Genomic DNA, 25164 nt, shown 5'->3' with positions numbered 1-25164 from the left:
AAAGAGAGGGTACAACAGTGAAGTTTGTGCATTTACAATGTCAAACCGTTTTTAGTTTGTTAAAAAGTGCTTGTAAAATTGATGAGCTTGTAGTCAGGGCGAAAGAACTTGGTTTTTCATCACTGGCTATTACGGATGAAAATGTTATGTATGGTGTTATTCCGTTTTATAAAGCATGTAAGAAACATGGTATACAGCCTATTATCGGCTTAACAGCTTCTATTTTTAGTGAAGAAGATGAGAAATCTTATCCGCTTGTTTTACTTGCTGAAAATGAAATAGGCTATCAAAATTTATTAAAGATTTCTAGTAGCATTATGACGAAGTCAAAAGAAGGTATTCCGAAAAAGTGGCTTGCCCATTATGCGAAAGGATTAATTGCTATTTCACCAGGTAAAGATGGGGAAATCGAACAATTATTATTAGAAGACAAAGAGAGTGAAGCTGAAGAAGTAGCTCGCATGTACCAAAGTATGTTCAGCAATTTTTATATGAGTTTGCAGCATCATGCGATTCAAGATGAACTGCTTTTGCAAGAGAAATTGCCTGCATTTATGAGTAGGATAAATATTCCAGTCGTTGCAACAAACGATGTACGCTACATCAATCAAAGTGACGCACTTGTTCATGAGTGCTTATTATCTGTTGAAAGTGGATCGAAAATGACGGATCCAGATAGACCGAGGTTGAAAACAGATCAATATTATTTAAAATCATCAGATGAAATGGAAGCACTATTTTCTCACGTAGAAGAGGCGATTTACAATACAGTAGAAATTGCAGAACGTTGCAGAGTAGAAATACCGTTTCATGTAAATCAATTACCGAAATTTCCTGTTCCAGCTAACGAGACGAATGATATGTATTTACGCCGCGTTTGTGAAGAGGGGTTGCAGAAACGTTATGGTACGCCGAAAGAAGTACATATCGAGCGTTTAAATCATGAATTAAACGTTATTTCTAGTATGGGGTTTAGTGATTATTTCCTCATCGTATGGGATTTTATGAAGTATGCGCATGAAAATCATATTTTAACAGGACCAGGACGTGGATCGGCAGCTGGCTCACTTGTTTCTTATGTATTAGAAATTACAGATATTGATCCGATTGAATATGATCTATTATTTGAAAGATTTTTAAACCCCGAACGTGTGACACTTCCAGATATTGATATCGATTTTCCGGATATAAGACGTGATGAGATGATTCGATATGTGAAAGATAAATATGGTCAGCTTCGTGTTGCACAAATCGTAACGTTTGGGACGCTTGCAGCAAAAGCGGCAATTAGAGATATTGCGCGTGTAATGGGACTTCCGCCGCGAGATATTGACATATTCTCAAAACTTATCCCATCAAAGCTTGGTATAACGTTAAAAGATGCATATGAGGAATCGCAATCACTCCGTGAGTTCATACAAGGGAATCTGTTACATGAGCGTGTGTTTGAAATTGCAAAACGTGTAGAAGGCTTACCACGTCATACGTCTATTCATGCAGCTGGCGTTATTATGAGCCAAGAACCGTTAACAGGAAGTGTTGCAATTCAAGAAGGGCATAACGATGTGTATGTAACGCAATATCCAGCTGATGCATTAGAAGAACTTGGTTTGTTAAAGATGGACTTTTTAGGATTACGTAATTTAACGTTACTTGAAAATATTATAAAGTTTATCGTGAAAAAAACGGGGACACAAATTGATATAAGAAATTTACCACTTCAAGATGAAAAGACGTTCCAATTGTTAGGTAGAGGGGATACAACAGGTGTATTTCAGCTTGAATCAGGTGGTATGCGAAATGTACTTCGCGGGTTAAAACCGAATGAATTTGAAGATATTGTCGCTGTTAACTCGTTATATAGACCAGGACCAATGGAACAAATTCCGACCTTTATTGAATCAAAGCATGGAAAAAGAAAAATTGAATATTTACATCCGGACTTAAAGCCGATTTTAGAAAGAACGTACGGTGTAATTGTATACCAAGAACAAATTATGCAAATTGCGTCGAAATTAGCGGGATTCTCGCTCGGAGAAGCAGATTTATTACGCCGTGCAGTGAGTAAAAAAAATCGTGATATTTTAGATCAGGAACGTAAGCATTTTGTGCAAGGTTGTTTACAAAATGGTTATGACGAGACATCCGCGGAGAAAATTTACGACTTAATTGTAAGATTTGCGAATTACGGTTTTAACCGAAGTCACGCGGTAGCCTACAGTATGATTGGATATCAGCTTGCTTACTTAAAAGCGAATTATACGCTGGAATTTATGACAGCATTATTATCAAGTGCAATTGGAAATGAAGATAAGATTGTGCAGTATATAAGAGAAACGAAACGGAAAGGTTTTCACGTTTTGCCGCCGTCTCTTCAGAGAAGTGGTTACAATTTCCAAATAGAAGGCAATGCGATACGTTACAGCTTACTTTCCATTCGAAACATCGGAATGGCTACAGTGACAGCATTACTCGAAGAACGAGAGAAAAAAATGTTTGAAGATTTATTTGAATTTTGTCTTCGCATGCCATCAAAGTTTGTAACAGAGCGAAATTTAGAGGCGTTCGTCTGGTCTGGATGTTTTGATGATTTTGGTGTTTCGAGAACGAATTTATGGAAAAGTCTTAAAGGAGCGTTAGAGTACGCAAATCTTGCACGTGATTTAGGAGATGCTGTTCCGAAATCAAAATACGTACAAGGAGAAGAGCTCCCTTTTATTGAACAGTTAAATAAAGAAAAGGAAGCATTAGGCTTTTATTTATCAAGCTATCCGACAGCACAGTATGTAAAGCTAGCGAAAGAATTAGAAATTCCATCTCTTGCTCAGGCGATGCGGCATAAGAAAAAAGTACAAAGAGCGATCGTGTATATAACAAGCGTGAGAGTAATTCGTACGAAAAAGTTTCAAAAGATGGCGTTTATTACATTTTGTGATCAAAATGATGAAATGGAAGCAGTTCTTTTCCCAGAAACGTATATACATTTCTCAGATAAGTTACAAGAAGGCGCAATTGTATTAGTTGACGGCATGATTGAGCTTAGAAATCATAAGTTGCAATGGATTGTAAATGGGCTATATCCGTTAGAAGAAATGGATGTGTATGAAGAAAAGAAAGACGCATCTGTTTACGTGAAATTGCCGTCTCAGTATGAGAAAAAGTTGTTAAATCAGGTTACTAAAATATTGTTTGACTATTCGGGTTTTGCGAAAGTACTAATTTATTATGAAAAGGAACATAAAATGGTACAATTATCACGAAGTTTATCGATTCATCCAAGTGAAGAATGTTTAGGAGCACTTCGTGAAATTGTCGGGGAAGAAAATGTGGTTGTGAAAATATAATGGACAATTTCCCTACACTTCGATTATTATAGTAGTAGTGTTCGTGGTCAGACCACTTGGAGAAATTGATATCAGCTAGAATAATTTGAGGAGAGTGGATAGTTTGTCAACACTTCGTGAAGAAGCACTTCACATGCATAAAGTGCATCAAGGAAAATTAGAAACTGTATCAAAAGTAAAAGTAGAAAATGCAAAAGATTTAAGTCTTGCATATTCTCCAGGGGTTGCAGAGCCTTGTAAAGAAATTTATGACGATAAAAGTAAGGTATATGAATATACGATGAAGGGAAATATGGTAGCAGTTGTGACTGATGGAACGGCTGTACTTGGTCTTGGTAACATTGGACCTGAAGCATCTCTTCCAGTAATGGAAGGTAAAGCTGTATTATTCAAGAGCTTTGCTGGTGTAGATGCATTCCCGATTGCCTTAAATACAAACGATGTGGATAAAATTGTTGAAACTGTAAAATTAATGGAGCCAACTTTTGGCGGCGTTAACTTAGAGGATATCGCAGCACCAAACTGCTTCATTATTGAAGAGCGTTTGAAAAAAGAAACAAATATTCCTATCTTCCATGATGATCAACACGGAACAGCTATCGTAACAGTAGCAGGTCTTGTGAACGCGCTAAAATTAGTTGGAAAGAAAATGTCTGACATTAAAGTTGTCGCAAATGGTGCAGGTGCAGCAGGTATTGCAATTATTAAACTTTTATATCGCTATGGTGTACGCGACATTATTATGTGTGACCGTAAAGGTGCGATCTATGAGGGGCGTCCTACAGGTATGAATCCTGTGAAGGATGAAGTTGCAAAATATACAAATAAGAATCGTATCGAAGGTTCTTTAGCTGATGTTGTACAAGGTGCGGACGTATTCATTGGTGTATCTGCAGAAGGTGCATTAACAGAAGAGATGGTTCGTACAATGAATGACGATGCAATTATTTTTGCAATGGCGAATCCAGTTCCAGAAATTATGCCAGAATTGGCAAAAGCAGCGGGCGCAGCTGTTGTTGGAACGGGTCGTTCTGACTTCGCAAACCAAGTAAATAATGTACTAGCGTTCCCTGGTATTTTCCGCGGTGCACTTGACGTACATGCGACACAAATTAACGAAGAAATGAAGATGGCAGCTGTACAGGCTATTGCTGAGCTTGTAGCAGAAGATGAGTTGAATGCAGACTATATCATTCCTGCACCGTTTGACGCGCGTGTAGCGCCTCAAGTGGCAGCTTACGTTGCGAAAGCTGCAATGGAGACAGGAGTAGCTCGCCGTCAAGTAGATCCAAATGAGATTGCTGAGAAAACAAAACAATTAGCGCTGATTGGTAAAGAATAAGCGAGGAATTTCCATTGACATCATCAAATACAAAAGTATATCTCGAAATTGTAAAAAAAATCCGTTCCATTATGGAAGAAGATGGATTGGTGGCGGGGGATCGTTTGCCGTCTGAGCGTGAGTTAAGTTCACGTTTAAACGTAGGGCGTTCCTCTGTAAGAGAGGCATTGCGTGCTTTAGAACTGGTAGGATTGATTGAAACGAGACGTGGTGAAGGGACGTTTATTCGAAACTTTTACGATAACGGTCTTGTACAATTGATTGCGCCGTTCTTGCTGCAAGATGAGAAAACAATTCGTGATTTATTACAAACAAAACGATTGCTTGAGAAAGATATGATTCGAATTGGATGTAATTTACCGAAAGAAACATTTTCTAAAGTGCTAAGTAAATTAAACAAAGTACTTGAAGAAAATGAAAACTCAATTCCAATGCTTCATCAAACGTTCTTTAAAACACTTATTGAACAAGTCGATAATTATTTACTTTATCGCATTTGGATGATCGTAAATGATTACGTATCAACTCTTTCTTGTAAAGTTTCAGGAGATTCTATCGATATGTATAGAAAGCTTTATGCTACTTTGGAAGAAAAACAAGAAAGTGATGCACTAAAAATTTACGATGAATTAGTAGAGAATATACAGTTTCACTCGTAATGTATAAAATTTGTCGAAATGACCATGACACGTTATGACAAACATTCTATCGCGTAGCGGTTAAAGTTAAACGTAAAGAGTGAGGTTATTAGACAGATTGAGAAGATAAGGCTAACATCAAACTTTGGTGTTAGCCCAATTTTCTTCTTGCGCTAACCTTAGCTCTCAACGAAGGGGGTCAAATTGTGCTAAGAGATTTATTCGTGAAAAAGAAAAAGTACGCTGCAATACCTTCAGAACAAGTACGAAAAGATGTGCCGGATGGCGTTATGACAAAATGTCCGAAATGTAAAAAAATCATGTATACGAAAGAGGTTCTAAAAAATTTAAAAGTATGTGTGAATTGTGGATATCATCATCCTATGAATGCATGGGAACGTCTTGATAGTATATTGGACGAAGGGTCATTCCGTGAGTATGACAAAGAAATGGTTTCATTAAATCCACTCGAGTTTCCGGGGTACGAAGAGAAACTAGAGAGCGATCGTAAGAAGACTGAATTGAACGAAGCGGTTGTAACTGGTGAAGGAACAATTGATGACATGCTTGTTGTTGTTGCAGTAATGGATTCTCGTTTTCGAATGGGCAGCATGGGCTCTGTTGTAGGAGAGAAAATCGCCCGTGCAGTTGAAAAAGCATACGACTTACAAGTTCCATTTATTATCTTTACTGCGTCGGGTGGTGCCCGTATGCAAGAAGGGATATTAAGTTTAATGCAAATGGCAAAAACAAGCGTAGCTTTGAAAAAGCATAGTAATGCAGGAGGGTTATTTATTTCTGTTATGACTCACCCAACGACGGGCGGGGTTTCAGCGAGTTTCGCTTCACTTGGTGATTACAATCTTGCAGAGCCAGGTGCACTTATCGGATTTGCTGGTAGACGTGTAATTGAACAAACAGTGCGTGAGAAACTACCGGAAGACTTCCAAACGGCAGAATTTTTATTAGAGCACGGTCAATTAGATGCGGTGGTGCATCGTGATGATATGAGAGAATCGCTCCGTAAGATTTTAGAAGTTCATCAAGGAGGGGAAATGGCTGTATGGCAGAGCTAGAATTTGAGAAACCAGTTGTTGAGCTAAGAAATAAGATTCGTGAACTGAAAGACTATACGAAAAACAGCCAGATGGACTTCAGTGAGGAGATTCGTATTTTGGAAGACAAGTTAGAAAAATTAGAGGAAGATATATACGGCAATATGAAAGTATGGGACCGTGTTCAAATTGCTCGTCATGCAGAACGACCGACAACGCTCGATTATATTGAGCACTTATTTACTAATTTTTTTGAATGTCATGGAGATCGCCTATTTGGCGACGATGCAGCGATTGTCGGCGGCATTGCGAAATATAAGGGGATGCCAGTAACTGTAATTGGGCATCAACGCGGAAAAGATACGAAAGAAAATATTCGTCGTAATTTTGGGATGCCTCATCCAGAAGGATATCGAAAAGCACTGCGTCTAATGAAACAAGCGGAAAAGTTTAATCGTCCTATTATTTGTTTCATTGATACGAAGGGAGCTTATCCTGGTAAAGCAGCTGAAGAACGTGGACAAAGTGAAGCAATCGCCCGTAATTTATTTGAAATGGCGGGTTTAACTGTACCTGTTATTTGTATTGTTATCGGTGAAGGTGGTAGTGGTGGTGCGTTAGGTCTTGGAGTAGGAGATTACATTCATATGCTGGAAAATTCTACGTATTCTGTTATTACACCAGAGGGTGCGGCGGCAATTCTTTGGAAAGACGCTGGTAAAGCAAAAGAAGCTGCAGAAGCGATGAAAATTACAGCATTAGATTTGAAAGAATTAGGTGTAATTGACGAAATCATTCCAGAGGCGAAAGGCGGAGCGCATCGTAATATTTTAAAACAATCAGAAAATATAGATTTAATGCTTAAGAAAACATTTGAACAATTAAGCGGAATTTCGAAAGATGAATTAATCGAAAAACGTTATGAAAAATATATGAAAATTGGGCAAGTTTCGTTTTCAAACGCTTCCATTGGGATAAAATAATAAAAGCGTGCGTTCCTCTTCGCGAATGCACGTTTTTATTATGAAAAGACACATCTTCTCCATTGTGTTTTTATATTTTTTCGTGTTATTTTATTATAAGGCAAATAATCTTTATGAGGTGAGTACAAATGAAACGTATTGGTGTATTAACAAGTGGTGGAGATTCACCTGGTATGAATGCTGCCATTCGTGCAGTTGTTCGTAAAGCGATTTTCCATGATATTGAAGTATATGGTATTTACCATGGATACGCTGGTTTAATTTCTGGTCATATTGAAAAATTAGAACTTGGTTCTGTTGGCGATATTATCCACCGTGGTGGTACAAAATTATATACAGCAAGATGTCCTGAGTTTAAAGATCCAGAAGTACGACTAAAAGGTATCGAGCAATTAAAGAAGCACGGTATCGAAGGACTTGTTGTTATTGGTGGAGATGGTTCTTACCAAGGTGCTAAAAAATTAACTGAACAAGGATTCCCATGTGTTGGTGTACCAGGTACAATCGACAATGATATTCCTGGAACAGATTTCACAATTGGTTTCGATACAGCTTTAAATACTGTTATTGATGCAATTGATAAAATTCGTGACACAGCTACATCTCATGAACGTACATATGTTATCGAAGTAATGGGACGTCATGCTGGAGATATCGCATTATGGGCTGGTTTAGCTGATGGTGCTGAAACAATTTTAATTCCAGAAGAAGAGTATGACATGGAAGATGTTATTGCTCGTCTGAAGCGTGGTAGTGAACGTGGTAAAAAACACAGTATTATCATTGTGGCTGAAGGTGTTGGAAGTGCAATTGACATCGGTAAGCATATTGAAGAAGCAACAAACTTTGATACTCGTGTAACTGTGTTAGGTCACGTACAGCGTGGTGGATCACCAAGTGCACAAGACCGTGTATTAGCAAGTCGTCTTGGCGCAAGAGCAGTTGAATTGTTAATTGCTGGTAGAGGTGGACGTTGTGTAGGTATTCAAGATAATAAACTTGTTGATCATGATATTATCGAAGCGTTAGCTCAAAAGCATACAATCGATAAAGATATGTATCAATTATCTAAAGAATTATCCATCTAATCGGCTTAATGTCGGATATTTGGGAACGGTTTCATAATTTTCGGAGGTGCAATATGCGTAAAACTAAAATTGTATGTACTATAGGTCCTGCTAGTGAAAGTATTGAGAAATTAGAACAATTAATCGAAGCGGGTATGAACGTTGCTCGTTTAAACTTCTCTCATGGTAGCCATGAAGAGCACGGCGCTCGTATTAAAAACATTCGTGAAGCTTCAAAGAAAACTGGTAAAACAGTTGGTATCTTACTTGATACAAAAGGTCCAGAAATCCGTACTCACGACTTCGTAGACGGACAAGCTGAGCTTGTAACAGGTGCAGAAGTAGTTCTTTCTACTGAGCAAGTATTAGGTACTGCAGAGAAGTTCTCTGTATCTTATGCTGGTCTTTATGATGATGTAGACCCAGGTTCTCGTATTCTAATCGATGACGGCCTTATCGAACTAGAAGTAATCGAAAAAGCTGACGGAAACATCCGTACAAAAGTTCTTAACAGCGGAACTGTAAAAAATAAAAAAGGTGTTAACGTACCAAACGTAAGCATTAAGCTTCCTGGTATCACTGAAAAAGACGTAAAAGATATCGTTTTCGGTATCGAACAAAAAGTTGATTTCATCGCAGCTTCATTCGTACGTAAAGCATCTGACGTATTAGAAATCCGTGAATTATTAGAAGAACATAAAGCTCAATATATCCAAATCGTACCAAAAATCGAAAACCAAGAGGGTATCGATAACATCGATTCAATCTTAGAAGTTTCTGACGGTTTAATGGTAGCTCGTGGTGATATGGGTGTAGAAATTCCACCAGAAGAAGTACCATTAGTACAAAAACGTCTAATCAAAAAATGTAACGTGTTAGGTAAGCCAGTTATTACTGCAACACAAATGTTAGATTCTATGCAACGTAACCCACGTCCAACTCGTGCGGAAGCAAGTGACGTAGCTAATGCGATCTTCGATGGTACAGATGCAATCATGCTTTCAGGTGAAACAGCTGCTGGTCAATACCCAGTAGAAGCAGTAACAATGATGGCTAACATTGCAGTACGTGTTGAAAAATCATTACAGTATGAAGATATGTTCAAAAAACGTATTAAAGAGTTCACTCCAACAATTACAGATGCAATTAGCCAATCTGTTGCGCATACAGCACTTGCTCTTGATGTAGCTGCAATCGTAGCTCCAACAGAAAGTGGATATACTGCGAAAATGATCTCTAAATACCGTCCGAAATCTCCAATCGTAGCTGTAACATCTGACGAGCAAGTAGGACGTCGTCTTGCACTTGTTTGGGGTGTACAAGCATTTATGGCTGGAAAACGTGCAGCGTCTACTGACGAAATGTTAGATACTGCAATTCAAACAGGTATGGATGCAGGTCTAATTGGACTTGGAGACACTGTAGTAATCACTGCTGGTGTACCAGTTGCTGAAACAGGTACAACAAACTTAATGAAAATCCACGTTGTTGGTGAAGAAGTTGCGAAAGGACAAGGAATCGGTCGTAAAGCTGCAAAAGGTAAAGTAGTTGTAGCGAAAACAGCTGCTGAAGCTGTAGCGAACGTAAACAAAGGTGATATCCTTGTTACAACAAGCACTGATAAAGATATGATTCCTGCAATCGAAAAAGCTGCTGCTCTAGTTGTAGAAGAAGGCGGTCTAACAAGCCACGCGGCTGTTGTAGGTGTATCAATCGGTATTCCTGTTATCGTTGGTGTAAACGGCGTAACAGCAACTTTAAAAAATGGCCAAGAAGTAACAGTTGATGCAGCACGCGGAATTGTTTATAATGGACATGCGGAAGTGCTATAAGTAATACGGAGAGAAGGATCGGAGTCCTTCTCTTTTTTTTTACACAAAAATGAGGTATAACTAGCTTGAGACGTCTGAAATTGCTTTTAAAAGCTATTTATTATGAGGTTTGATATGTGAAATGTATTCGGCTTTTATATGGTGTGTATGGGCGTTGTGAGGCGTTTAAAGTGATGGTGTGAGAGAGGAGTGTAGAACTATGAAGTGGTTACTATTCTTGTTTATTTTAATACCGGCGATTGAGATTACAGTCTTAATTGGATCGAGTCATGTAATAGGTTTATGGTCTACGTTCGCTATGATTGTATTTACGGGTGTTGTAGGTGTCTATTTGGCGAAAAGGCAAGGATTTAAAGTACTTGGAGAGATTCAATCTAAGTTGAATAGAGGAGAAATGCCAGGGGCGGCAGTACTCGATGGTATTTTTATCTTTGTAGGAGGTATTCTTTTGGTACTTCCTGGATATGTAACGGATATAATAGGTTTGATCTTTGTTATCCCTGTGACAAGGGCTTTATTGAAGCCATTTGTTATGAAATGGATGGAATGGAAGTTTAGAAAGAACTCTACTATTATCGTTCAGAAATAGTGCTTAGATTATAGCGATCTAAGCACTATTTTTTTTGCCCGCAAAAGGAAGGGGATGGAGCTCTGTTAATTAAAGTTTTGTTGTATCATGTTTTAAAATTTGGTGAGTGCGAAGGAGTTAAGTGGAAGTCGGATTGCCCATGAAAGTTCATAATCGGTGGTGGGCAAAATCCTTATTAGTTGTGTGTTTTTTGATTGGATATGTGATTTGGGGAGTTGGTAGCTCTTAATGAGTGTGCTACAAGAAAGTTTTTGTGGACTCCAACTTGTTTTTGTATATAAAAAGAATTAATTGGTATGGAAAAGTTAAATAAGAGCAGGGGAGTTAGTAGGTTAAGTCTCGTTTTACGCTATTTTGTATATTTATTCATTTACATAAAAAGTAATAAATGTAAGTAATAATTATGAAAATAACGGAATAAATATGTAAAAAGACCTCGAAATATGCGTTTTTTATACAAAAAAACAAGAGAATGATCCTTTTTGGGTGCAATTCTCTTGTTGGATGTAATAAGTATGAAAAATAAGTACAAGGAATAATCAGTGGGAATTTCCCACTGATTACATGTAAGTTTTGTTGTATATGAATTAGAAACTATTATTTTGAAGGTGAGCCTTTAATATATTTCCATAAATCATGGAATACACGAGCTTTGTGCAATGTATTAAGTAGTACTAAGGTGACTGGACCGATGATTAATCCTAAAAAGCCAAAGAGTTTAAAGCCGACAAATAGAGCAATTAGTGTTGCTAATGGATCGAGGCCGATATTAGATGAAAGTACTTTAGGCTCCATAATTTGTCTTTGGACAATCACGACGATGTATAAGATGAGAAGACCGATGGCGAAAGCAGTGTCGCCAGTGAAAAATACGTATATAACCCAAGGGACGAAGACGGCGCCTGTTCCTAGATACGGGAGTAAATCTACAACCCCTGTAATAATCGCGATAGTAATGGCGTATGGTACGCGTAATATTAACAGTCCGATTAGTACAATAACAGTTGTCATAGATACGAGTGTAAGTTGAGCTTTAAAAAAACCAAATAAAGCTTTTCTTAAATCAACAAAAATAGTTTTTCCATAGCCATGAACACGATTGGGCAAAAATTTTCTTACTTTCTGAGCAAGACGGTGCCAATCGTAACTAATGAAGAAAGTGGCTAATAAAACGAATACAAGTACAGTTAAAGTTGTTGGTAATGCACTAATGAAATTTGTTAACCCGCTTATAATAGCCGTTAAAAGTTCTTTCATTTGCGTCGTTGCTTCGGTTCCTAAGTTTTGAATGTTTTGTGTAATCGTATAGCGCTGTGGTTCCCCAAGATGATTAAATTTAGAAATTAAATCATCATAGAGAGGCATAATATGATTAAGTGCAAATTGTTGCGCGAATGCAACGATATCTGGAAACTTTACTGTAACAAGTTGTAGTAAGTATGTTGTGGCAGATATTGCTTCTGTTACAAGATATGTAACGAGTCCGACGATAGCTCCGAATACGAGAATTAAGCTAACGAGTACTGCTAGTGCGCGGGGAAATTGTAGTTTTTGATTAAGGAAATTGACGACAGGATTAATCAAATAAGCAAATGCGAAAGCGATAATAAAAGGGTAGATAAGTCCTGACATATATAGTAATGCATAGAACCCGGCTACCGTTGCTACAATGACAAATATGAGTCGCAATATCATATATAGTAAGTTTCGGTTCAAAGATGTATACCTCCCATTCCAATTTGGATTATCCTAGTTCGTTCAACTTATAACGAGTGTGCTCCACTGATTAAAGTTTCACTTTATGTTATAGTGGAATGATGGATTTTTCCTGCTTTTTCAGTATATGAGTGACCGGAAAAGCTTGGTGTTGATGCTTCTACTATATGGTAAAAACTTCATTTTCTCTTCTTTTTATTTTACCTGTTTCTTATTAGAAAAGAAAGGTGAGACGACCGTTTTTAAAAATGTATACATGCTTAAATTTTTGATGGTTAGCGTTTCAATTTGTCATTTTAAAATATGAAAAAATGAAGTGGTTATTGTTGCATATACATCGATATAGCATGTATAACGATAGGTTTAAAGGTATTTTTGTTTGGAAATGAGTTCATTATTTTCAGAAAGGAAGTGCAAACATGATTAGTCAGTCAACGTTATTTTTATTCATACTACTTATTATAGGACTTATTGCGAAAAACCAATCGCTTACTGTAGCCATTGGCGTGTTATTTTTATTGAAATTTACGTTTCTAGGAGATAAAGTCTTTCCTTATCTACAAACGAAAGGGATTAACCTCGGTGTAACGGTTATTACAATAGCAGTACTCGTACCGATTGCGACTGGGGAAATAGGTTTTAAACAACTTGGAGAAGCGGCGAAATCGTATTATGCATGGATTGCGTTAGCTTCAGGGGTAGCGGTTGCTTTGTTAGCGAAAGGCGGCGTACAATTATTGACGACGGATCCTCATATTACAACTGCGCTCGTTTTCGGTACAATTATAGCGGTTGCTTTATTTAATGGGGTTGCTGTAGGTCCATTAATTGGGGCTGGAATTGCCTATGCAGTTATGAGTATTATACAGATGTTTAAATAAGAAATTTTATAGTAATATAAAATTTTTGAATTCTTTCTGTTCACAAAAGTCAGATAATTGTTTATAATAGGATTAGAAACTTTGAAAAGTTACATAACAGCAGAGACTTTACACCAGATAAAATAAAAACAACATAAAACAATTTTATAATGATATTGTTTTATGTTGTTTTTATCATAAAACTCTTCGGAATTCATTTTCCTCACTAACTTGTTGTTTTGAGCGTGAGGATTCGGGGAGACATTCACGCTCATGCTTTCCATGTAAACAATGGACATAAGAGGAGAACATCGCAACAAATTTGCATGATCGTGCATTTTGCTTGCCTAAAGAGTGAACGGGCGTTCATAATTCAAAAGGGGAGCAAATAGATATAAGGAGCAAGGTTGGGAGAATTTTCAGGAAAAGGAGAGAATGTCATGACTGTTATTCGAGGTTTAGAAGGGGTAGTAGCAACAACATCATCTGTGAGCTCTATTATTGATGATACATTAACGTATGTTGGGTATAATATTGATGATTTAGCGGAGAATGCTACATTTGAAGAAGTAGTGTACTTATTATGGCATCGCAAGCTTCCTAATGAACAAGAACTAGCGAAATTTAAAGAGACTGTATCGGAATACTATAAAGTCCCAGGTGAGATTTTAACATATTTGAAACAAGTAGATTTAAAAATCGCACATCCGATGTCTGTTTTACGAACTGCAATTTCCATGCTATCATTATACGATGAGAGCGCTGAAATTATGGATGAAAACTCCAATTATTTGAAAGCGGTTAAATTGCAGGCTCAAGTAGGAACTTTAGTTGCTGCTTATGCAAGAATTCGTAAAGGTTTAGATGTTGTTGAGCCTAGAAACGATTTATCATTAGCTGCAAACTTCTTGTATATGTTAAATGATCGCGAGCCAAATGAAGTTGAAATTGAAGCTTTTGATAAGGCGCTTGTACTTCATGCAGATCATGAGTTAAACGCTTCTACATTTACTGCACGTGTTTGTGTAGCTACACTGTCAGATGTATATTCTGGTATTACGGCAGCGATCGGTGCGTTAAAAGGTCCTCTTCACGGCGGGGCAAATGAAAATGTAATGAAGATGTTAACTGAAATTGGCGAAGAAGAAAATGTAGAATCATATATTCATAATGCTCTTCAAAATAAAGTGAAAATCATGGGCTTTGGCCACCGTGTATATGAGCAGGGTGATCCACGTGCGAAACATTTACGCGAAATGTCCAAGAGATTATGCGTGCTTTTAGGAGAGAACAAATGGTATAATATGTCTATCAAAATTGAAGACATTGTAACAAAAGAAAAAGGTCTTCCACCAAATGTTGATTTCTATTCAGCTTCTGTATACCATTGTTTAGGAATTGACCATGACTTATTTACACCTATTTTTGCAATTAGCCGTATGTCAGGCTGGTTAGCTCATATTCTAGAACAATATGAAAACAACCGTTTAATCCGTCCGCGTGCTGATTATAATGGACCAACACATCAAGTGTATGTTCCAATTGCACAACGATAAGCGAAAAACACTATTTTGATAGTGAAAATACGCTTTCAAAAGTCTGATTTTTTAGGAAAGACGTAATGATTAGAATATTTTAATTTGAATAACGGTTTGAACTGAGGGGTTATTCCCTCAGTTTCATACATATGAAATTTCAAACATGGGGGTTATCACATTGACAACAGGTGAAAAAATTACTGTAACTAACGGTGTTATGAATGTACCAAACAATCCGATTATTCCATTTATCGAAGGAGATGGAATTGGTCCTGATATTTGGGCAGCTGCATCTCGTGTACTAGAAGCAGCAGTTGAAAAAGCTTATGATGGTGAGAAGAAAATCGTTTGGAAAGAAGTGCTTGCAGGGGAAAAAGCATTCAACCAAACAGGCGAGTGGTTACCAGAAGAAACTTTAAATTTAATCCGTGAATATTTAATCGCGATTAAAGGTCCACTTACAACTCCAGTAGGCGGTGGTATTCGTTCTCTAAACGTAGCACTTCGTCAAGAATTAGATTTATATGTATGTCTACGTCCAGTACGTTATTTTGAAGGTGTTCCTTCACCTGTAAAACGTCCGGAAGATACTGATATGGTTATTTTCCGTGAGAATACAGAAGACATTTATGCTGGAATTGAATATGCACAAGGATCTCCAGAAGCAGAAAAAGTTCTTGCTTTCTTAAAAGAAGCAATGGGTGTTAATAAAATCCGCTTCCCAGAAACATCTGGTATTGGTATTAAACCAATCTCAGAAGAAGGGACAAAGCGTCTTGTTCGTGCTGCAATTCAATATGCAATTAACGAAAAACGTTCTTCTGTTACATTAGTTCATAAAGGAAACATTATGAAATTTACAGAAGGTGCTTTCAAAAACTGGGGTTACGAAGTAGCGGAACAAGAATTCGGCGACAAAGTATTTACTTGGGCTGAATATGACCGTATCGTTGAGAAAGATGGTAAAGATGCAGCGAATAAAGCGATGGCAGATGCTGAAGTGGCTGGAAAAATCATCGTAAAAGATTCTATTGCAGACATCTTCTTACAACAAATTTTAACTCGTCCACGTGAGTTCGATGTTGTTGCAACAATGAACTTAAACGGAGACTATATCTCTGATGCACTTGCTGCACAAGTAGGTGGAATTGGTATTGCACCTGGTGCAAACATTAACTATGTGACTGGACATGCTATCTTTGAAGCTACACACGGTACAGCTCCAAAATATGCAGGTTTAGACAAAGTAAATCCATCTTCAGTTCTTCTTTCTGGTGTATTATTATTAGAGCACTTAGGATGGAACGAAGCTGCGAAATTAGTAACTGCTTCTGTTGAGAACACAATTGCTTCAAAAGTAGTAACTTATGATTTCGCACGCTTAATGGAAGGTGCAACTGAAGTGAAATGTTCTGAGTTCGCTAATGAACTTATTAAAAACATGGATGTAGCGATAATCAAAAACGCATAATTAAAGCGGGGGGTAAATTATGACAATCAAACGCAAGAAAGTTTCAGTCATCGGTGCAGGATTTACAGGAGCAACAACAGCATTCTTATTAGCACAAAAAGAACTTGCAGATGTTGTATTAGTGGACATTCCACAACTGGAAAATCCAACAAAAGGGAAAGCGTTAGATATGTTAGAAGCGAGCCCAGTACAAGGTTTTGATGCTAACATTATTGGAACATCTGATTACGCAGATACTGCTGATTCTGACGTTGTCGTTATTACAGCAGGTATTGCACGTAAGCCTGGTATGAGCCGTGATGACTTAGTAGCAACAAACTCTAAAATTATGAAAAGTATTACGCGCGACATTGCAAAACATTCACCAAATGCGATTATTGTTGTATTAACAAATCCAGTTGATGCAATGACATATTCTGTATTTAAAGAAGCAGGATTCCCGAAAGAGCGTGTTATCGGTCAATCGGGCGTATTAGATACAGCTCGTTTCCGTACATTTATTGCACAAGAATTAAATCTTTCTGTGAAAGACATTACAGGATTTGTTCTTGGTGGCCACGGCGACGATATGGTACCTCTTGTACGTTATTCTTATGCAGGTGGCATTCCGTTAGAAACGTTAATTCCGAAAGAGCGTTTAGAAGCAATCGTAGAACGTACCCGTAAAGGTGGCGGCGAGATTGTAGGCTTATTAGGAAACGGTAGTGCATATTACGCACCGGCTGCTTCTTTAGTTGAAATGACAGAAGCAATTTTAAAAGATCAACGCCGTGTATTACCGGCTATTGCGTACCTTGAAGGTGAATATGGTTATAGCGACCTTTACTTAGGGGTACCAGTAATTCTAGGTGGTAACGGAATTGAAAAAATTATTGAATTAGAACTTCTTGCAGATGAAAGAGAAGCGTTAGATCGCTCTGTAGAATCTGTACGTAATGTTATGAAGGTTCTTGTTTAATAATTAAATATAAGCGGAAAAAGATTCGGGGCCCCGAATCTTTTTCTACTATTTATTTCAAATGTTTTTTTGAAATAATATGAAAACGCTATCATTTGGTGTATCCTATAATGAAACTATAGATTTATACTATACATTGCCCTCATCATAGTAAATTTCGGATTAGGTATCGGTTTTAGTAGGATAATAAGGTGAAAAAATCGGAGGGGGTTGTAACATGTTAAAGAAAAAAGTTCAAATTGGTCGTAGAATGGATGAAATTACAGTAGGAGAGAAATTATCTATCACTGAAAAAATTGAGGATAAAGATTTGTTATTGTACTTAGGGTTAACAAATGATGCCAATCCATTATATATTCAGCATGATTACGCATCCCAAACTCCGTATGAAAAGCCGATTGTACCAAGCATTATGCTAACGGGAATGATTACAACGGCAGTTACGAAATATTTACCAGGTCCAGGTAGTCATATTACAAGGAAGGACCTTACGTTCGTGAAGCATGTTCACCATTATGAAACGTTACAAATCCACTTTGAAGTTGTGGCTGTTTCCGAGGAGGAACATACAATTGATATGCTTGTATCTGCCCATGATGAAAAAGGAGAAACGGTTGTAAAGGGCTCTTTAACAGTAACGCCGCCTTTTAAATCAGTTTCTATTATGGAAAAAGCATTAGATAATTTTTAAAACATGAAAATATGAATAGCGCTAGCATACCTTTCTATAAGGGGGCTAGCGCTATTTTTAGTTGAAGAATCCTTGTGTGAATCCTTCGGCGAAATCGGAACAACCTGTTTTAATCGTGTCCCAGCTCGGTACGTTAAAGGTAAGGAAACATGTAACTACTAAAGTTAAAATAGGTAGTAATATTCGCATAATAGACCTCTCTGCATGTTGTTTATTTATATATTTAAATTAATAATATATTTATTGGTAATCGAAGTCAATGAAAGGTGTGATTTTTAAGGTGAAGTGGAAAAAAGAAGACGTTATCTTTGAAACGATAAGAGAAGCTGAAGTGTGGGCAGACGGGGTCGCGAATGAAATGTATGGAAGAGTATTTGATGGATATGAAACGCTAGACTATAAAGTAGCGTATGCTCTTGCGTTTTTGTTAGCGCAAAATCGAGAATTTAATATTCATCCCGCTTTAATGGGCAGTAAGACCCCCACCTCAAAGTTCAGCGAAAGCAAAGAAGTTAGGTGGGGGATCAACTGCCCATAAAAGTCCGATTGGTGAGGGCTAATAATCAGTGGGGGATGAAGAAAACCCCCACTGATTAAAGTTTCACTTTATACGGAAGTAGAATGTAATGAAACTATAGAAGTATATAAAGTATGGATAACAATAAGTTAATTAAGCCAAGTGTAATTGTTTTTAGGAATAATGATAGTACAAATGAGCTTCATGTATAGACAATTATATTGAGAGGGACCTTGTTTTCTAGTATGATGAGAATAACGGGGAAAATACTAGGATGAAGAAGGTTTCAAGTCTATAACTTGGAGGAAAAGAATGAACAATCGTATTTTAGTAGTTGATGATGAGGAGTTTATCTTAACTTTAATTGAATTTAATCTACAACAAGCTGGGTTTGAAGTAATAACAGCGATGGATGGAGAAATGGCGCTTCAAAAAGCGACAACAGAACGCCCAGATTTAATTATATTAGATTTAATGCTTCCGAAAATGGATGGTATGGAAGTGTGTAAAGAATTACGATTGCAGCGCGTTATGACGCCGATTTTAATGTTAACAGCAAAAGATGATGAATTTGATAAGGTGCTAGGTCTTGAACTTGGGGCAGATGATTATATGACGAAGCCATTTAGCCCAAGGGAAGTTGTTGCGCGTGTGAAGGCAATTTTGCGCCGCACGAAATTGCAACAAGAAGAACAAGTTAAAGAAACATCAGATGAAGAGAGCATCACAATTGCTGAACTTAAAATTTTGCCGGAATTTTATGAGGCTTATTTCCAAGGAAGAAAGCTTGAATTAACACCAAAAGAATTTGAACTACTCGTTTATCTTGCGAAAAATAAAAGTCGCGTGTTGACACGTGATCAATTATTAAGTGCTGTATGGAACTATGATTTTGCTGGTGATACACGAATTGTTGACGTTCATATTAGCCATTTGCGCGATAAAATTGAAAAAAATACGAAAAAACCGACGTACATTAAAACGATACGTGGTTTAGGATATAAATTAGAGGAGCCAAAAGGGGATGAATAAATTTCGTTCCAGGCTTCTTTTTACATTTGTTTCTCTTATTGTTTTTATTTTAGTTGGACTAGGTTTATTGCTGGAAACTGTGTTTGAAAACTACTATATAGAACATGCCAAAGAGAGAATGGTAAAAGAGACAGAGTATGTTGCAGTATTAGCAGAAGAACAAGGTTTTGATGAGGTTTTAAAAAATCCATATGTATTTGAAAAGTTAGAAGAAAAAATCCAGGCTTCTATTGCATTTGTAGATGAAAAAAAGAAAGTGCAATATAGCGGCGGAGAACAGTCTGCATTTAGCCAAGGGATAATGAAAGAACTTACTTCTGAAACAGCGAAACAAAGAAATAAAGTCATTACGAAAGAAACAGATCAGAATAATGAATTTTACCATGCGGTATTCGTTCAAGATGTAGCAGGGAAACAAGGGTATATTTTGGTGAAAAGTACAATTGAGCCTTTGAAAGCTGTTCATCAAAAAACGTGGGGATTATTAATTATCGGATTTGTGATCGCTTGTCTCGTAGTCGTATTTTTAGGTATGAAAATTACAGGGCAATATATTAGACCAATTGAATCCGTTACGAAAGTGGCTATCGAATTAGCGAAGGGAAATTATAAAGCACGCGCTTATGAAAGTCATTCAGATGAAACAGGAATGCTGAGTAAAGCGATTAATATTTTAGCCCGTAATTTACAAGAGATGACACTTGAGCAAGAAATGCAACAAGATCGTCTGCATACGTTAATTGAAAATATGGGCAGCGGAATGATTTTAATTGATAGCCGCGGTTATATAAACCTTGTAAACCGTTCGTATAAGGAGACTTTCCACGTAACAGATGAAGAATATTTAGATCGTTTATATTATGAGTCGTTTCATCATACAGAAATTATAGAGCTCGTGGAAGAAATCTTTATGACAGAAGTGAAAGTGCGTAAACAAATGTTATTGCCGCTTGGAATTGAACGAAAGCATTTCGAAGTATATGGAGCACCAATTATCGGGACGAACCATGAATGGAAAGGGATTGTCCTTGTATTCCATGACATTACTGAGCTAAAGAAATTAGAACAAATGAGAAAAGACTTTTTAGCGAATGTTTCTCATGAACTAAAGACACCGATTACTTCTATTAAAGGTTTTTCAGAAACTCTCTTGGACGGTGCTATGGATAATAAAAAATTCTGCGAACATTTCTTGCACATTATTTTAAAAGAAAGTGAACGCATGCAAGGGTTAATTGAAGATTTATTAGATTTATCAAAGATTGAGCAACAAGGATTTAAATTGAATATGGGGACCGTTGATATGAAGGGACTTCTTGAAGACATTCATATGGTGCTTGATAATAAAGCAGGAGAAAAAGAAATTTCTTTACAAGTAAATGCGCTAAAAGGAGTCTCGGTCATTGGAGATCCAAGTCGTTTGAAGCAAATCTTTATTAATTTAATGAATAACGCAATCGTATATACGCCGGCTGGAGGCGTTGTTTCTGTAGAATTAGCAGAAGATAAATATAATGCTTATATAAAGGTATCGGATACGGGAATTGGTATTAGTAAAGATGAAATTCCGCGTATTTTTGAACGCTTTTATCGAGTGGATAAAGCGAGAAGTAGGAATACTGGTGGTACAGGCCTTGGATTATCGATTGTAAAGCATTTAGTTGAGGCGCATCACGGTACGATTACAGTGGATAGTGAAGTTGGGGAAGGGACAACATTTACAGTTGTTTTACCAAAATCAGCAACCGAAAAATAGGATGAAGGATGTTTACAATATATTAACAATGGCTTAATTAAATATTAATAAAGCTCTGTTAATATAATACATGAAAACCCCTTCATCCAAGGAGTAATTTTGGACGAGAATAGTTATGCTGTTCTCGTCACTTCCCTTATATGTTAATGAACGTTTGTATATATGATAGAAAATAGCCGTTATTTTTCTTCTCTCTATTAGTCATGTTAATATAGAGAGAGGAAAGGAACGGTTTTTTTCTGTGAAAAAAATCATTTCAAATTTGTATGGGGAGGTTTATGCTTTGGAAAAAAAGGTCGTATTAGTAGATGGTAATAATATCGCGTATCGTGCTTTCTTTGCACTACCGCTTTTAAATAACGACAAAGGTATACATACGAACGCAATTTACGGTTTTACAATGATGTTAATGAGAATATTAGAGGAAGAAAAACCGACGCATATGTTAGTAGCGTTTGATGCAGGTAAAACAACGTTCCGTCATAAAACGTATAGTGATTATAAAGGAGGACGTCAAAAGACTCCACCTGAATTGTCAGAGCAATTCCCGTTTATTCGTGAGATGCTTGATGCATTCAATGTACCGCGTTATGAATTAGAAAATTATGAAGCGGACGACATTATGGGAACGCTAGCGAAAGAAGCAAGTGAACAAGGAGCAAATGTAAAAGTTATTTCAGGAGATAAAGATTTACTTCAGCTTGTTTCTGATAACACGCTTGTATGCATTCCTCGAAAAGGGATTACGGAAGTAGATGAATATACGACAGAAGCTTTATTTGAGAAATACAGCTTATCACCAAAGCAAATTATCGATATGAAAGGTTTAATGGGAGACCAATCAGATAATATTCCAGGGGTACCAGGAGTTGGTGAAAAAACTGCGATTAAATTGTTAACACAGTTTGGAACGGTTGAAGAAGTGTATGAAAATATAGAGCAAGTAAGCGGGAAAAAATTAAAAGAAAAGCTAGAAGCAAATAAAGACCAAGCTCTTATGAGTAAAGATCTTGCAACTATTATTACAGATGCGCCGATTACAGTGCATGTGGATGATATGGAGTATAAAGGATATGAAGCAAGTGATGTCATTCCAATGTTCGAGAATTTAGGATTTACATCTCTTTTAAATAAATTAGGTGTTACGCCAGAAGAAACGGCTCCAGCTGAATTAGATGATATTACATTTGATATTGTGGAAGAAGTTACAGAAGAAATGCTTCAGCAAGATAGTGCGCTTATTGTTGAAGTACAAGAAGATAACTATCATAAAGCGGACATTCAAGGTTTTGGTATTCAAAATGAAAATGGTTGTTACTTTATTCAGACAGACATTGCTCTTAAGTCAGATGCTTTTAAAGAGTGGCTTGCAGATGGAGAAATGAGAAAGCATACATTTGATGCGAAGCGTGCGATCGTGGCACTTAAATGGAATGATATAGATATGCAAGGGATTGACTTTGATCTATTAATCGCTGCTTATTTACTTGACCCAGCTGATACGGATAAAGATTTCCGTACTGTAGCGAAAATGAAAGAAACGCATGCCGTGAAATCCGATGAAGAAGTTTACGGAAAAGGTGCAAAGCGTGCTGTTCCAGAGCTAGAAGTAGTAGCGGAGCATGTAGCTCGTAAAGTGCACGTATTATATGATGTAAAGCAAACATTCGTAGAAGAGTTACAAAAGAATGAGCAATATGAACTGTTTACAGAGTTAGAATTACCACTTGCGCGTGTATTAGCTGATATGGAAGTAAAAGGTGTAAAAGTTGATACGGAGCGTCTTCGTAATATGGGAGAAGAACTTGCAGGTAGATTAAAGGAAATGGAACAGGAAATTTATAAGCTTGCGGGAACAGAATTTAATATTAATTCACCGAAGCAGCTTGGTGTTATTCTGTTTGAGAACTTAAACTTACCAGTTATTAAAAAGACGAAAACAGGTTATTCTACGTCAGCTGATGTACTAGAAAAGCTTATGGATCGCCATGAAATCATTCCAAACATTTTACATTATCGTCAATTAGGGAAACTAAATTCAACTTATATTGAAGGTTTATTAAAAGTTGTGCATGAAGATTCGTCTAAAATCCATACTCGTTTCAATCAAGTATTAACGCAAACAGGTCGATTGAGTTCAACGGATCCGAACTTGCAAAATATCCCGATTCGATTAGAAGAAGGAAGAAAGATTCGTCAGGCATTTGTTCCATCAGAAGAAGGATGGATTATGTACGCGGCAGATTATTCACAAATTGAACTTCGTGTATTAGCTCATATTGCAAATGATAAAGGGCTAGTTGACGCGTTCCAACATGACATGGATATTCATACGAAAACAGCTATGGATGTATTTGGCGTTGAAAAAGATGAAGTAACTTCAAATATGAGACGACAAGCGAAAGCTGTTAACTTCGGAATTGTGTATGGTATTAGTGATTATGGTCTTTCACAAAACTTAGGAATTACAAGAAAAGCAGCAGCGGAATTTATTGAAAAGTATTTAGAAAGCTTCCCTGGTGTACAAGAATACATGGACGACATCGTAAAAGATGCGAAACAAAAAGGATATGTGGCTACATTATTAAATCGCCGCCGTTATATTCCGGAAATTACGAGTCGTAATTTCAATTTACGTAGTTTTGCTGAGCGTACAGCTATGAATACACCAATTCAAGGTACTGCAGCAGATATTATTAAAAAAGCGATGATTATTATGGCAGATCGTTTAGAAGAAGAAGGATTACAAGCTCGTCTTCTTCTGCAAGTACACGATGAATTGATATTTGAAGCACCACAAGAAGAAATTGAAAAATTAGAGAAGCTTGTACCAGAAGTAATGGAGCATGCAATTGAACTTGTAGTTCCGCTGAAAGTTGATTCTTCTTACGGTCCAACTTGGTACGACGCAAAATAAGGAAGTGATGAAATGCCTGAATTACCAGAGGTTGAAAACGTCAGACGGACACTTGAAAATCTTGTAACAGGAAAAACGATTGAAGATGTCATTGTTACGTATCCGAAAATAGTAAAACGACCGGATGATGCAGAAATCTTTAAAGAAATGCTAAGAGGCGAGAAGATTGAAAGTATAAAGCGAAGAGGAAAGTTTTTGCTTTTATATGTAACGAATTATGTTATTGTTTCACACTTGCGTATGGAAGGTAAGTTTTTATTGCATCAAGAGGGTGAACCAATTGATAAGCATACGCACGTCCGTTTCTTATTTACAGATGGAACTGAATTACATTATAAAGATGTGAGAAAGTTTGGTACGATGCATCTCTTTAGGAAAGGTGAAGAGTTGAATCAAATGCCTCTTGCTGACCTAGGTCCGGAGCCGTTTGATGCTGAATTGACACCGCAGTATTTACAAGAAAAATTGCAAAAGACCAATCGTAAAATAAAAGTTGTATTATTAGACCAGCGTCTTTTAGTAGGGCTTGGAAATATATATGTAGATGAAGTTTTATTCCGCTCTCAAATTCATCCGGAACGAGAAGCGTCGTCTTTAACAGCAGAAGAAATTGAACGAATTTACGAGGCGACTGTCACAACGCTAGGCGAAGCAGTGAAGCGTGGCGGAAGTACAATTCGAACGTATATCAACTCGCAAGGGCAAATTGGTTCGTTCCAAGAACTTCTAAATGTATACGGAAAAAAGGGAGAACCGTGTGTAACTTGCGGTACGATATTAGAAAAAACAGTTGTTGGCGGAAGAGGGACGCATTACTGCCCAATTTGTCAACCAAGAATATAGAAAAGAGATAACATC

Annotated in this window: 20 protein-coding genes; 18 read left to right on the top strand and 2 right to left on the bottom strand. The window is 37.1% G+C overall.

The window, feature by feature from the left end; genetic code table 11:
- Positions 1-17 precede the first annotated feature (17 nt).
- The 8 genes from dnaE (at position 18) to MR113_RS02665 (ending at position 10850) form a co-directional block, all read left to right on the top strand.
- The gene (gene dnaE, locus MR113_RS02700) at positions 18-3344 is read left to right on the top strand and encodes a DNA polymerase III subunit alpha (protein WP_242250872.1); all 3327 of its coding nucleotides are present in this window, start codon (positions 18-20) and stop codon (positions 3342-3344) included.
- A gap of 133 nt (positions 3345-3477) precedes the next feature.
- A complete protein-coding gene (gene ystJ, locus MR113_RS02695; protein WP_168216092.1) occupies positions 3478-4686 on the top strand; it encodes an NADP-dependent malic enzyme in 1209 nt (402 codons plus the stop codon).
- A 14-nt stretch (positions 4687-4700) separates the two neighbouring features.
- Positions 4701-5345: a FadR/GntR family transcriptional regulator gene (locus tag MR113_RS02690; protein WP_242250871.1), complete on the top strand. Its 645-nt coding sequence runs from the start codon at positions 4701-4703 to the stop codon at positions 5343-5345.
- 185 nt (positions 5346-5530) lie between these two features.
- A complete protein-coding gene (gene accD / locus MR113_RS02685) occupies positions 5531-6400 on the top strand; it encodes an acetyl-CoA carboxylase, carboxyltransferase subunit beta (protein WP_000942872.1) in 870 nt (289 codons plus the stop codon).
- Positions 6388-7362, top strand: a complete 975-nt coding sequence (gene accA / locus MR113_RS02680; RefSeq protein WP_000818786.1) for an acetyl-CoA carboxylase carboxyl transferase subunit alpha — start codon at positions 6388-6390, stop codon at positions 7360-7362. Before accD ends, accA begins: the two co-directional genes overlap by 13 nt.
- A gap of 128 nt (positions 7363-7490) precedes the next feature.
- Complete coding sequence (pfkA, locus tag MR113_RS02675; RefSeq protein WP_000821162.1) at positions 7491-8450, top strand: 6-phosphofructokinase; 960 nt, start codon at positions 7491-7493, stop codon at positions 8448-8450.
- A gap of 53 nt (positions 8451-8503) precedes the next feature.
- Complete coding sequence (gene pyk / locus MR113_RS02670; RefSeq protein WP_061677039.1) at positions 8504-10261, top strand: pyruvate kinase; 1758 nt, start codon at positions 8504-8506, stop codon at positions 10259-10261.
- 199 nt (positions 10262-10460) lie between these two features.
- Positions 10461-10850: an FxsA family protein gene (locus MR113_RS02665; protein ID WP_097818355.1), complete on the top strand. Its 390-nt coding sequence runs from the start codon at positions 10461-10463 to the stop codon at positions 10848-10850.
- Between the two features lie 597 nt (positions 10851-11447).
- Here MR113_RS02665 and ytvI read toward each other — a convergent pair.
- Positions 11448-12566 (bottom strand): sporulation integral membrane protein YtvI, encoded by a 1119-nt coding sequence (gene ytvI / locus MR113_RS02660; RefSeq protein ID WP_242250870.1) that lies wholly within the window; start codon positions 12564-12566, stop codon positions 11448-11450.
- Between the two features lie 419 nt (positions 12567-12985).
- Here ytvI and MR113_RS02655 point away from each other — a divergent pair, with 419 nt between their 5' ends.
- The 5 genes from MR113_RS02655 (at position 12986) to MR113_RS02635 (ending at position 18084) form a co-directional block, all read left to right on the top strand.
- A complete protein-coding gene (locus tag MR113_RS02655) occupies positions 12986-13447 on the top strand; it encodes a DUF441 domain-containing protein (protein WP_000625507.1) in 462 nt (153 codons plus the stop codon).
- 386 nt (positions 13448-13833) lie between these two features.
- Positions 13834-14982, top strand: coding sequence for a citrate synthase (gene citZ / locus MR113_RS02650; protein WP_002073260.1), 1149 nt, complete (start codon positions 13834-13836; stop codon positions 14980-14982).
- 160 nt (positions 14983-15142) lie between these two features.
- Positions 15143-16435: an NADP-dependent isocitrate dehydrogenase gene (icd, locus tag MR113_RS02645; RefSeq protein ID WP_000206899.1), complete on the top strand. Its 1293-nt coding sequence runs from the start codon at positions 15143-15145 to the stop codon at positions 16433-16435.
- Between the two features lie 19 nt (positions 16436-16454).
- Positions 16455-17393 carry a malate dehydrogenase gene (gene mdh, locus MR113_RS02640; protein ID WP_000153234.1) on the top strand — a complete coding sequence of 313 codons (939 nt, stop codon included), beginning with the start codon at positions 16455-16457 and terminating at the stop codon, positions 17391-17393.
- 217 nt (positions 17394-17610) lie between these two features.
- Positions 17611-18084, top strand: coding sequence for a MaoC family dehydratase (locus MR113_RS02635; RefSeq protein ID WP_000914190.1), 474 nt, complete (start codon positions 17611-17613; stop codon positions 18082-18084).
- Between the two features lie 57 nt (positions 18085-18141).
- Here MR113_RS02635 and MR113_RS28320 read toward each other — a convergent pair whose 3' ends face one another.
- Complete coding sequence (locus tag MR113_RS28320) at positions 18142-18273, bottom strand: hypothetical protein (RefSeq protein ID WP_076540620.1); 132 nt, start codon at positions 18271-18273, stop codon at positions 18142-18144.
- Positions 18274-18364: 91 nt separating this feature from the next.
- Here MR113_RS28320 and MR113_RS02630 point away from each other — a divergent pair, with 91 nt between their 5' ends.
- The 5 genes from MR113_RS02630 to mutM all read left to right on the top strand — a co-directional run bounded on the left by MR113_RS02630 (position 18365) and on the right by mutM (position 25149).
- Positions 18365-18622 carry a hypothetical protein gene (locus MR113_RS02630; RefSeq protein WP_242250869.1) on the top strand — a complete coding sequence of 86 codons (258 nt, stop codon included), beginning with the start codon at positions 18365-18367 and terminating at the stop codon, positions 18620-18622.
- A 291-nt stretch (positions 18623-18913) separates the two neighbouring features.
- A complete protein-coding gene (gene phoP, locus MR113_RS02625; RefSeq protein WP_242250868.1) occupies positions 18914-19633 on the top strand; it encodes a two-component system response regulator PhoP in 720 nt (239 codons plus the stop codon).
- Entirely contained in the window at positions 19626-21389 is a 1764-nt protein-coding gene (gene phoR / locus MR113_RS02620; protein ID WP_242250867.1) for a sensory box histidine kinase PhoR, read from the top strand. Before phoP ends, phoR begins: the two co-directional genes overlap by 8 nt.
- Positions 21390-21672: 283 nt before the next feature.
- Positions 21673-24306: a DNA polymerase I gene (polA, locus tag MR113_RS02615; RefSeq protein ID WP_242250866.1), complete on the top strand. Its 2634-nt coding sequence runs from the start codon at positions 21673-21675 to the stop codon at positions 24304-24306.
- Between the two features lie 12 nt (positions 24307-24318).
- Positions 24319-25149, top strand: coding sequence for a DNA-formamidopyrimidine glycosylase (gene mutM / locus MR113_RS02610; RefSeq protein ID WP_242250865.1), 831 nt, complete (start codon positions 24319-24321; stop codon positions 25147-25149).
- Positions 25150-25164: the final 15 nt, after the last annotated feature.

The sequence above is a fragment of the Bacillus cereus group sp. BfR-BA-01379 genome (assembly GCF_022663605.1).
In the GTDB taxonomy this organism is placed as follows: Bacteria; Bacillota; Bacilli; order Bacillales; family Bacillaceae_G; genus Bacillus_A; species Bacillus_A mobilis.
Note: the sequence above shows the minus strand (reverse complement) of the source record. Positions and strands in the feature narration are given on the sequence as shown.